Here is a 10,590-nt window from a genome sequence, read left to right as displayed (position 1 = left end):
ATATGTAAAACCTGTAGCGGAACCTTCCAGGTTCCACAGCCGAAGGCGTAAAGTTTTTAAACTATAACGATGATTAACACATCTCGAGCTATAAACATGTCAACCACATCAATAATCCAATCCCACTAGTGGAGAGATCCTTCGAAGCCCTAGCCGAAATCTTTGATTTCGCAGCAGGTCTTGTGCAAAGAGTTCCAAAGAAGACGAGCATTGCGAAGTATGATTTGCAGAACTTGACTGCCTCTCAGGGTGACTGTATTCCTTTATGTTATCCTTTTAATAAAACTTATAGGTGGTCGTCACCCTGAGCGAAAGAGCCGCTAGGCTCTGGAGTCGAACGGGTATAACCTCCGAGGGTCAAGTCTTTGCAAATAAAATAATTTCAGAAGATACAAATATAAAAAATAAATTCCATACAAACATAAAACAACCTAAGTGAAAACTCCCTTTATTTCATGTATAATTAAATTATGGAAATTATAAAAAGTAGACAGAATAAAAAAGCAAAGTATTATAGAAGTTTGCTTCAAAAAAAATATAGAATAAAAGAAAATTTATTTTTAGCTGAAGGTGCTGTAGTCATTAGGGAGGCACTGGACTTCATAGATCCAAAGTATGTGGCTATAGAAGATAAGAAGGATTTTGGCGAAATTATAAATCTTTTAGAAAAGAAAAATATCCCTTACGACATCTATGACAGAGAAGTTTTCGAAACTCTTTCTGATACCAAGACTCCTCAAGGCATCATCGGATATTTTGAAGTAGAAAATCAAACTTTCGAGCCGAAACCTGGAAAGTATCTTTACCTCGATGGGGTGAAGGATCCTGGAAATATTGGTACTATAATTCGAACTGCAGAAGCCTTTGGCGTTGATGGAGTGCTACTTTCCAGCGAATGTGCGGAACTCTACTCACCAAAGGTGGTGCGTTCCACCATGGCATCTATTTTTAGAACTAAGGTGTATTCAGATATAAACTTAATGGACATAAGAAATGGATTTAAAATCGTCTGTGCCGACTTAAAGGGAAAAAGTATAAGGGAAAAGACGGATTGGGATGACACTATTGTGGTCATCGGCAGTGAAGCTCAAGGAGTATCGAAAGGAATTTTAGAAATTTGCGACGAAGCTGTTCTGATTCCTATGGATAAAAATATTGACAGCCTAAATGCAGCGGTGGCGGCATCGCTATTTATGTATGAGATGACAAAATGAAGAGAATACTAGTAAATTATGAAATAAATCGAGAAATCGTGGAAAAATTGGAAAGTTTTAATTTAAATGTCATCTACACCACGCCAAATGAAAACCTGCCAGAAGGGTTAAAGGGGCATCCGGACCTGTTGGTGCACCAGCTTCCCGACGGAACCATGGTAGTTGACAAAGATAATCTCGACTATTACAAAAAACTTTTCCACGATAGGAAGGTAATCCCATCGGCAAAGAAAATCGGATCCACCTACAGTGAATACGTGGGACTAAATTCGTTTTGCTTCGGCAAGTACTTCGTTCACAATTTGAGTCTGACAGATGATGTGCTCCTAGAATATTACAAGAGGCACAACTATATTATGGTGGACGTGAAACAGGGATATAGCAAGTGTTCCACCTTTGTGGGATCCAATTTTTTAATCACTTCGGACATGGGAATATTTAAGAAATTAAGAGACAAAGTTAGAATCTTCCTCATCGATCCAGGGCAAATCAAACTAAAAAATTATGAGTATGGATTTATCGGCGGAGCATCGGGCAAAGTATTCAACTACCACTACTTGACTGGAAATTATAGCCATCACACTTCGAGGGAAACCATCGCAAGAGTGGCAAGACCGATAGTGTTGTCCAAAGGAGAGCTGGAAGATTTCGGAACTCTAATGGAAATATATTGATAAAAAATAAATATTTAAATTAACCTGTCGCAAGGCAGGTTTTTTTGTATGGAATTTTTTGAGATGATAATAAGTATTATTACTAAAGTATAAATCTTTTGCAGTAGAATATAGTGTCTTTCGTAAAAAATTTTGAAGGGAAAAGAAAAAATTGATTATATAAAAGATATTTATTATCACAGAAGTTTTACCAGAAAATAAAAAATTAACTCATGCTCTATGTAGAGCATCAAAATAATTAATTATTTTTTATTTGCAATGCGTCTTGGTTAAATATAGCTTATACCCATTCGACTACAGAGCCTTCGGCTCTTCCGCTCAGGGTAACTGTAGTTGGGAGATTTTTAAAATAATTGCCTAGTTAAGTTAAATATAGGTCAGATCCTTCGACTACGACGACTCTGTCGTCTTCGCTCAGGATGACTGTTATTGGGCATACTTTCGCTCGATAGATGACATTCATCGGTATATTTTAAAGACTTTATCACTTCGGCTGTGGAAGCAAGATACTTCAGCTACGATGCAATTGCATAAGATTTCTTCATGATTTATTTAGAACCTTTCTTCGACTTACTCCATAGAATCCTTACTCGATGACTACTACAGATTAAATTCTAAGCCACCACGAGTGATTTTTGCTTCCGGCGTTAAGAAATTTTCCACTGTTTGAGCGTAGCGAGTTTGGAAAATTTTAGCCGGATAAAAAAAATCACTACAAAAACCTCCTAATGCGAGGTGGGTAGAGGGAGCTCGAGGGAGAAGGGAGGAAACTGCGAGTCTCGAAGAGAAAACCGCAGGTTTTTTCGAGAGACGTTAATTCCCTCCCTCTCCCTCGTAAAAAAAGATATGAAGGAGAAAGAATATGGTTTTAAAGAAGTATAGGATATTTATTTACATTTATCATAATTTTTGAAATTATTTCACTTGTCTTGACTTGACCCTCGGAGGTTATACCCATTCGACTCCAGAGCCTTCGGCTCTTCCGCTCAGGGTGACTGCAATTGGGTGGCTAATCTGTACAGAGATCCTTTGACACTCAGGATGACTAATTGGGAGAGGTTTCGCTAGATAGGTGTTAACTATTTGCAAAGTTTATTGTAGCCTTCGGCTGTGGAAGCAAGATGCTTCCGCTACGAATTTATGTAGTAGCAATTGTTGTTGTACGGCTTCGCCTAAGTAAAAAGAGTTTAATATAAAATTCATGGAATCTCTTTTCCTAGAACCAATTTTTTAGAAATTTTATCTATCTTCCGATAATTTCTTGTAACAAAAACAGATTTTTTTAAATATATTACTTTACTTTAAAATAAAAATGATAAAAATTATCAAAAAGCTTGACAACTATAATTACGTACTTTATAATTTCAATTGTTGATGATTCACATCCATAAAATTTTATACCAGGAGGATTTTAATGAAAAATAATTTTAAATTTATAGCAGTTTTTTTACTTTGCCTAACTCTACTTGTTGGCTGTGGTAAAAAAGATGATAATGGAGCTGCTAACGAAAAAAATAATAAAACTAATGTAGAAAGTGATGCTAACAAGAACCAAGGTTCTGAAAAAGAATCTGAAGACAGCGTAACTCTTGCTGATTGGGAAGGTACTTGGAATAGTATGGAAGGTTACTTAGATGCTGAAGAAGTACAAGGTGCTTATGAAGCTCTTGGAAAGAAAGATGGCAAGTCTGCCGAAGAAGCTAAGGCTGCTTACAAAGAAAAAAGACATTCTGATTTCTTAGGTATGAATATAGAAGGTAACAATGTTACTTTCCTTGATAATTTCGAAGATAAAGACGGAAAGGCTATAGAAACTTCTGAGTACGAATTTGTCCACGAACAAAAGACTAAATTCGGCAGCAAGGATCTTGAATGGTTTGTTTTCAAATCTAAGAACCCAGATTCAAAATTCCCTATTCTACTTTTGATGCGTGTTGACCCAGAAGAAGAGCTTATCCATTTCCACATGAGATATGGTAGCGACGAAAATGAATTACTAGGTATGGACAAATGGTTCCCTACTTATGTAAAACCTGACTCAACTTTAGAACAAATTTCAAATGAAATAGCTGAATAATAGGAGACAACATGAAAATAAAAAGAAAAGTTTTATCTTTAGTCTTTTTATTTGTCGTTTTATTAGTTGGATGTGAAAGAAAAGAGGTAGAACAAGGAGGGAAACCTATTGTTTATACCTCTTTTTATCCTATATACACAATGACAAAAAATATTGCTAAGGATGCTTTAGATGTTAGATATTTTATGCCCATTGACAAGGACCCACACATGTGGGAGCCGACTCCAAAGGATTTAAGAGAGCTTAAGAAGGCGGATATTTTCTTTGTTAACGGTGCGAATATGGAGAAGTTCTTGCCTCAGGTTAGGAAGACATTTCCTGATCTTAAGATTGTAACTCTTTCTGAAAATATTGAACTTATTACTTACAAGGGTCAGGCTGCCATCGGCGACTTTGCTTACATGGCGGAGTTTAATTCCGATCCTAAGATGAAGTATGAGATTGAGTTCGGTCACACCCACGAAGATTTGATGAGGGTTGCTTTTTTAAAGAAGAATGGCATGAAAGAGGATGAGCTAATCAAGAAGGGCAAGAAGATTATGGAACAAAAAGGAGTGCTCGTTCGTCAAAAGGAAACTATTGATGTAGAAGAGGACAAGGTTTATTCCCTTGAGATGGGTCACGAAAGCGGCGCTATCTACTACAAGATGCCAGAGGGTGGCGACTGGGTGTTCATAGCGGACAGGGTTTCTGAAAAGATTCTTCCTTACCAAATTTTGGATAACACTGGTGAAAAGATTGATCTCAAAGTTCATCTAAGTGGATCGACTTCTTCTCTTGACAGAGTGACTTATGACCCTCACTCTTGGCTAAGTCTAAAAAATGCAAAATCTTACTACAATACGATTTTTGAAGCTCTTGAAAAGAAGTATCCAGATCTTAAGAGAAAATTTTACAAGAATAAGGTAGATGCAATAGAAGATTTAACCAATTTAGAGGTTGAGTACAGGGATAAGTTCAAAGATTTAAAGAACAAAGAGTTTGTAGTGACTCACTATGCCTATGAATACTTGGCGAGAGAATTTGGTCTTATACAATATCCTTTGCAAGGGCTTGTATCTACAGAAACGCCAAGTCTTAAGACCATTCGTAAGGCGATTATGTTCTGCAAGGCAAAACATATAAACACTATTTTCTACGAAGCTAACAACGAAACCAAAGGCGCAGATACCTTGGCAAGTGAAATAGGAGGCAAGACCGACTACTTGACTTCAATGGAATATATTTTAGATGACAGTAAGGACTACGTTGATATAATGAGAGAGAATTTAGAAAAATTATATAATTCTCTGAAATGAGGTGGAAATTGAATATTTTAGAAATAAATAATCTTTCTTTTTCCTATGGAATGGCACATGTTTTAAAGGATTTAAACTTTCATCTTGAAGAAAAAGAAGTTGTGGTTATCACTGGAGAAAACGGCTCCGGGGACAGTGATATAATGATGACAGATACAATAAATCCATTAAAATCAAAGTTTAAAGGCTTCCACAAAACTTTTAAACAAGACGATTTAGGATTAAGTCTGTCATCTTTTTTATTAAATTAACAAAAAAGAAAAGAAAACATAAGTAATAAGGATTGAAGAGAATATGATAATATTTAGAGTTTTTTTCAAAATCATATTTTTTCCTATTAGGATAGCGTTAAGTATCATAATTCTATTTTTAACGTTTGTATTAGGACTCAGCACAATATTTTTCAAACTGATTTCATTTATCGCTATTATGGGATTTTTAGGATCTGTTTATCATGGAGAAAAAGCACTTGCTATAGATGCGTTTATACTAGCATATCTTTTTAGTCCTTATGGTTTACCAGTGCTAGGATATTTTATTATAGAAGTGATAGAAGGGGTGAATGAAAGAATAAAAGTAATTTAAATATAAAAATAAATAGATTAAAACGATGAAAAAGAGATAGCAAAATCAAAGCTATCTCTTTTTATATGAAAAGAAAGGGGGTTATGATGAAAGAAATAGTTAAATTTGAATACTATTATGGCAATGAAGCAGAACAATATTCATTTTTTAGGATTCCCAAAACTTTATTTACCGACTTAAACTTTAAAAAACTATCCGTAGAAGCAAAAATTCTTTATGGAATTCTACTCGATAGAATGAGCTTGTCAATTAAGAATAAATGGTTAGATGAAGAAAACAAGGTATACATCATCTATACCATAGAAGAAATTATGGAAGTATTAAATTGGGGGAGAAATAAATCGGTCAAAGTAATGAAAGAAATTGAAGAGATAGGATTATTAGAAAAAAAGAGGTTAGGACTTGGAAAGCCAAATTTACTCTATGTAAAGAACTTTATTTACACAGAAAATAATAAAACTACAGAAGTTTCAAAAGCAAACCTCAAGAAGTTTAAAAAACAAACTTCAGGAAGTTTAGAAAACAAACCTCAAGAAGTTTCAAAAGAGGACTCTAATAATACTAATATTAATAATACTGAAACTAATAATACTGATTATAATAATACCACCCCCATATCCCCCTTAGAAAAGCTAGGAGAAAAATCAAAAAAAACTTTGGAGGAGGAAGAATTAAAAGAAACTATAAAAAAGAATATATCTTATGAAACCTTTGAAAAAGTAAGAATAGAAGAAAAGAAGCAAGTAGATGTAATGATAAATGTACTTGTAAAGGCATTAACTAGCTTTACAAAGATTAAAATAGGAGGGAGGCATATATCCAATGAAAATTTTAAAGAAAGATTTCTAAGTCTTAACTATAAACACATAGACTATGTTTTGAAATACCTAAGAGAAAATGCTCCAAAGGATATTAAAAACATTAATGCCTATCTACTGACTCTCTTATATAATGCAGATGAAAATATTAGAAACATAGAAGTCATAAAGAGAGAAGATCAGAAAAGAGAAAATTATGACTATAGTAATGATGAGGATATCTGGAGAGAAATTTTAAATACTTGATAGGAGATGAGTATATGGAATTAATAAAAGAAATCCTAGAACAGAAAATAAAAAATGCAGAAACAAATAGTCCATCAAAAGATGAAGAAAATAGGAGTTATATAGATCAAGAAACAGGATTAAAATATTGTGCAAAATGTAAAACACCAATTGAAAAAGAAATAGACTTCTTTGGAGAAATAAAAAAAGTTGGTATTTTATGTCAATGTAAAAAAGAAAGACAAAAATTAGAGGAAGAAAAAAGAAAAGAAAATAAAAGGATTTTGAAAATTGAACACTTAAAAAAAGAGTGTTTTTCTGATCCTATCTTATTAAATTGGAATTTTAAAAATATGGACAAAGATAGTGAGCATGAAAAAGTAGCAAAAAACTATGTGGAAAAATTTGATGAAATATATGAAAATAATATAGGGTTAATTCTCACAGGGAATGTGGGATGTGGAAAAACATATCTTGCAAGTGCTATAGCAAATGCTTTACTAGAAAAAGAAATATCAGTCAAAATGACAAATTTTTCAGTAATTTTAAATGATATGACTAACTTTGAGATTGATAAGAGTAAGTATATAGATAACCTAAATCATAAGAAACTATTAATTATTGATGATTTTGGAATGGAAAGAGATACAGATTTTGCATCTGAGCATATCTTTAACATAATAGATAGTAGATATAGAAGTGGGAAACCTCTAATTATAACAACAAACTTAAATATATCAGCTTTAACTAATCCTGAAACTATAAAAGATAAAAGAATTTACTCAAGGATACTTGAAATATGCAGTCCCATTATATTTACAGGAGAAAATAGAAGAATAGAAAAAATGAAGGAGAAATCAAAATTAGCCTATGAAATATTAAAAAAAGAATGAAAGTAGGTGAGTGAATGCAAAATGATGATATAAATAGCAGAACAATAGCCATAGTAAAAAAAGCGGGGATAGTTACAGCCAAGCAAGTTATAAATTTGATGAAGAAAATATTAGAAATAAATAAACATAAAGCGCAGACAGAACAGTCAAGACCCTTAGAAAAATTTAAAAAAGTAAAAGTAAAAGATCTTGTAAAAAAAGGTAAAGTAGAAACCTTAGAATTAAATGACATAGACTTAAAAGCATTGAAAAAAGAATTAAAAAGATATGGGGTGAAATTTTCCATAAAGAAAGATTTAGAAAATGGAAACAACATTATCTTTTTTCAAGCAAAAGATATAAAAGTAATGGAACAAGCTTTTAAAAAGACAGTCCAGAAATTTACTAAAGATAAGTCAAGAAAAAGGAAATCTGTAATAGAAAGGCTTAATAACTTCAAGGATAAAGTCAAAGATACTATTGACAGAGATAAGATTAAACATAAGCATCAGGAACAAAGTTTATAATAAAAACACTTGGATATATAATATATATGATGAGAAGGCATGAATAGCTTTATTGTTGAATACTATGAAAAAGAAGATTGGAATCATCCAGTAGAAGAATTTCTCTTATCTATAGATAAAAAATGAGAGCAGAAGCATTAGGAAAGAAACTAAAAAATACCTTTGAAAGTAAAATATAAGTATAATGGTGGTTTAAAATGACACATAAAAGAATATGTCCCATATGTAACTCAAAGATGAAGCAACAGTTTAGAGGTCTATTACATTGCAAGTGTGGTATAAGCTATCATAAAGATTTAGGATATTTTAAAAGAAATGAAAATATGATTTTTGTCTTGGAAAGAAAAAAGATAGGTAAAAAAATAAAACAAGTTCCAGTAATAAGATATAAAAAAGATAAATAAGATGCTAATGGGTAGAGAAATCTACTCTTTTTTATGGAGAGGAAGTGATTGATTCGAAAATACTAAATGAAATAATAAAAGATATAAAAAATGTTTTTAAGATAAGAGATAAGAAGAAATTTGTATTAGAAAATTTTCCTTACCTCTTATTTTTTTATATAGGAAATATCTTTGCAAGCCATGTCAACTCTTATGTAGGAGGAAATATAATAGATAGAATTCTAGTAGCTTTTAGTCAAATAGATACTTTAAAATATATTCCATCATTAAAAATAAAAAACCTGATACCCGGTCTAATTCTATCAGTAGTTATTAAGTTAATCCTTATACAGAAAAAGAAAAATGCAAAAAAGTTTAGAGAGGGCAGAGAATATGGGTCGGCAAGATGGGGAAATGAAAAAGACATTGAGCCATACATTGACAAGAAGTTTGAAAACAATGTGCTACTAACTCAAACTGAAAGACTTACCATGAACAATAGACCTAAAAATCCAAAATATGCGAGAAATAAAAATGTAATGGTAATTGGAGGTTCTGGTAGTGGTAAAACAAGGTTTTTTGTAAAGCCAAATCTCATGCAAATGCACTCTTCATATGTAGTAACCGATCCAAAAGGAACATTAGTCTTGGAATGCGGAAAAATGTTGGAAAGAAATGGATATGAGATAAAAATACTAAATACAATAAACTTTAAAAAATCCATGAGATATAATCCATTTGCATACTTGAAAAGTGAAAAAGATATTTTGAAATTAGTACAAACAATAATTGCAAATACTAAGGGAGAAGGAGAAAAATCAACTGAGGATTTTTGGGTAAAAGCTGAAAAACTCTACTATACAGCCTTAATTGGATATATTTTTTATGAAGCTCCTAAAGAAGAACAGAATTTTACAACTTTACTTGCTATGATAGATGCAAGTGAGGTAAGAGAAGAAGATGAAAATTTTAAAAATGCAGTAGACTATATGTTTGAAGCATTAGAAAAAGAAAAGCCAAATCATTTTGCAGTAAAACAATATAAGAAATACAAACTTGCAGCAGGAAAAACTGCCAAATCAATCCTTATATCCTGTGGAGCAAGGCTTGCTCCATTTGATATTCAGGAACTTAGTGACTTAATGAAAGAAGATGAACTGGAGCTTGATACACTTGGAGAAAAGAAAACAGCTTTATTCGTAATAATATCGGATACAGATGATACATTTAATTTTGTAGTATCTATAATGTACTCACAATTATTTAATCTATTATGTGATAAAGCAGATGATGAATATGGCGGAAGACTTCCTGTTCATGTGAGATGCCTACTTGATGAATTCGCAAATATCGGCTTAATTCCTAAATTTGAAAAGCTGATAGCAACTATTAGAAGTAGAGAAATATCAGCTTGTATAATATTACAAGCACAATCACAACTAAAAAGTATCTATAAAGATAATGCAGATACCATAGTTGGCAATTGTGATTCGACGTTATTTTTAGGAGGCAAAGAAAGAACAACATTAAAAGAATTATCTGAAAGCCTAGGCAAAGAAACCATAGACCTATATAACACATCAGAAACAAGATCGAATCAAAAGAGTTTTGGACTAAATTATCAAAAGACTGGCAAGGAACTTATGAGTCAAGATGAAATAACTGTAATGGATGGTGGTAAGTGTATATACCAGCTAAGAGGAGTAAGACCTTTTCTATCTGATAAATTTGATATTACAAAGCATAAGAATTACAAGTTATTGGAAGATTATGATAAGAGAAATATATTTGACATAGAGAAATACCTACAGAGAAAAGATGAGGTTAAGTTAAAAGAGAGTATGGTAGTTGAAATATTAGATGAATAAATTTAAAATTAAATAAGAAGTAAGATAGATATTTAGGAAAGATTAAAAG

The 10,590-nt window shown here is 32.2% G+C and carries 11 protein-coding genes; all 11 read left to right on the top strand.

What is annotated here, in order from left to right; translation table 11 throughout:
- Positions 1–470 precede the first annotated feature (470 nt).
- The 11 genes from HMPREF1252_RS02475 to HMPREF1252_RS02425 all read left to right on the top strand — a co-directional run bounded on the left by HMPREF1252_RS02475 (position 471) and on the right by HMPREF1252_RS02425 (position 10,541).
- Complete coding sequence (locus HMPREF1252_RS02475) at positions 471–1,214, top strand: RNA methyltransferase (RefSeq protein WP_023059281.1); 744 nt, start codon at positions 471–473, stop codon at positions 1,212–1,214.
- Positions 1,211–1,888, top strand: a complete 678-nt coding sequence (locus HMPREF1252_RS02470; protein ID WP_023059253.1) for a DUF6873 family GME fold protein — start codon at positions 1,211–1,213, stop codon at positions 1,886–1,888. The genes HMPREF1252_RS02475 and HMPREF1252_RS02470 overlap by 4 nt, the downstream gene beginning before the upstream one ends.
- A 1,414-nt stretch (positions 1,889–3,302) precedes the next feature.
- Complete coding sequence (locus HMPREF1252_RS02465) at positions 3,303–3,965, top strand: ZinT/AdcA family metal-binding protein (RefSeq protein ID WP_023059406.1); 663 nt, start codon at positions 3,303–3,305, stop codon at positions 3,963–3,965.
- A gap of 11 nt (positions 3,966–3,976) precedes the next feature.
- Positions 3,977–5,263 (top strand): metal ABC transporter solute-binding protein, Zn/Mn family, encoded by a 1,287-nt coding sequence (locus HMPREF1252_RS02460; RefSeq protein ID WP_023059297.1) that lies wholly within the window; start codon positions 3,977–3,979, stop codon positions 5,261–5,263.
- A 50-nt stretch (positions 5,264–5,313) separates the two neighbouring features.
- Complete coding sequence (locus HMPREF1252_RS02455) at positions 5,314–5,514, top strand: hypothetical protein (RefSeq protein WP_155804238.1); 201 nt, start codon at positions 5,314–5,316, stop codon at positions 5,512–5,514.
- A 43-nt stretch (positions 5,515–5,557) separates the two neighbouring features.
- Positions 5,558–5,848, top strand: a complete 291-nt coding sequence (locus tag HMPREF1252_RS02450; protein WP_036746764.1) for a CD1845 family protein — start codon at positions 5,558–5,560, stop codon at positions 5,846–5,848.
- An 86-nt stretch (positions 5,849–5,934) separates the two neighbouring features.
- Positions 5,935–6,912, top strand: a complete 978-nt coding sequence (locus HMPREF1252_RS02445; RefSeq protein WP_023059400.1) for a replication initiator protein A — start codon at positions 5,935–5,937, stop codon at positions 6,910–6,912.
- A 14-nt stretch (positions 6,913–6,926) separates the two neighbouring features.
- On the top strand, positions 6,927–7,784 hold the full coding sequence (locus HMPREF1252_RS02440; protein ID WP_023059284.1) for an ATP-binding protein: 858 nt from the start codon (positions 6,927–6,929) through the stop codon (positions 7,782–7,784).
- A gap of 14 nt (positions 7,785–7,798) precedes the next feature.
- Entirely contained in the window at positions 7,799–8,290 is a 492-nt protein-coding gene (locus HMPREF1252_RS02435) for a PcfB family protein (protein ID WP_023059397.1), read from the top strand.
- Positions 8,291–8,487: 197 nt separating this feature from the next.
- Complete coding sequence (locus HMPREF1252_RS02430; RefSeq protein ID WP_023059225.1) at positions 8,488–8,694, top strand: hypothetical protein; 207 nt, start codon at positions 8,488–8,490, stop codon at positions 8,692–8,694.
- Between the two features lie 44 nt (positions 8,695–8,738).
- Positions 8,739–10,541, top strand: a complete 1,803-nt coding sequence (locus HMPREF1252_RS02425; RefSeq protein ID WP_023059168.1) for a VirD4-like conjugal transfer protein, CD1115 family — start codon at positions 8,739–8,741, stop codon at positions 10,539–10,541.
- Positions 10,542–10,590: the final 49 nt, after the last annotated feature.

It is taken from the genome of Peptoniphilus sp. BV3AC2 (genome assembly GCF_000478945.1).
GTDB lineage: Bacteria > Bacillota > Clostridia > Tissierellales > Peptoniphilaceae > Peptoniphilus_B > Peptoniphilus_B duerdenii.
This window is presented reverse-complemented; position numbering and strand designations above follow the sequence as displayed.

What these genes read in the sequence shown, in the direction of transcription:
- HMPREF1252_RS02465 (WP_023059406.1), top strand. Translation starts at nt 3,303, where the DNA reads ATGAAAAATAATTTTAAATTTATAGCAGTTTTTTTACTTTGCCTAACT.
- HMPREF1252_RS02455 (WP_155804238.1), top strand. Translation starts at nt 5,314, where the DNA reads ATGGCACATGTTTTAAAGGATTTAAACTTTCATCTTGAAGAAAAAGAA.
- HMPREF1252_RS02445 (WP_023059400.1), top strand. Translation starts at nt 5,935, where the DNA reads ATGAAAGAAATAGTTAAATTTGAATACTATTATGGCAATGAAGCAGAA.
- HMPREF1252_RS02430 (WP_023059225.1), top strand. Translation starts at nt 8,488, where the DNA reads ATGACACATAAAAGAATATGTCCCATATGTAACTCAAAGATGAAGCAA.
- HMPREF1252_RS02435 (WP_023059397.1), top strand. Translation starts at nt 7,799, where the DNA reads ATGCAAAATGATGATATAAATAGCAGAACAATAGCCATAGTAAAAAAA.
- HMPREF1252_RS02460 (WP_023059297.1), top strand. Translation starts at nt 3,977, where the DNA reads ATGAAAATAAAAAGAAAAGTTTTATCTTTAGTCTTTTTATTTGTCGTT.
- HMPREF1252_RS02470 (WP_023059253.1), top strand. Translation starts at nt 1,211, where the DNA reads ATGAAGAGAATACTAGTAAATTATGAAATAAATCGAGAAATCGTGGAA.
- HMPREF1252_RS02475 (WP_023059281.1), top strand. Translation starts at nt 471, where the DNA reads ATGGAAATTATAAAAAGTAGACAGAATAAAAAAGCAAAGTATTATAGA.
- HMPREF1252_RS02440 (WP_023059284.1), top strand. Translation starts at nt 6,927, where the DNA reads ATGGAATTAATAAAAGAAATCCTAGAACAGAAAATAAAAAATGCAGAA.
- HMPREF1252_RS02450 (WP_036746764.1), top strand. Translation starts at nt 5,558, where the DNA reads ATGATAATATTTAGAGTTTTTTTCAAAATCATATTTTTTCCTATTAGG.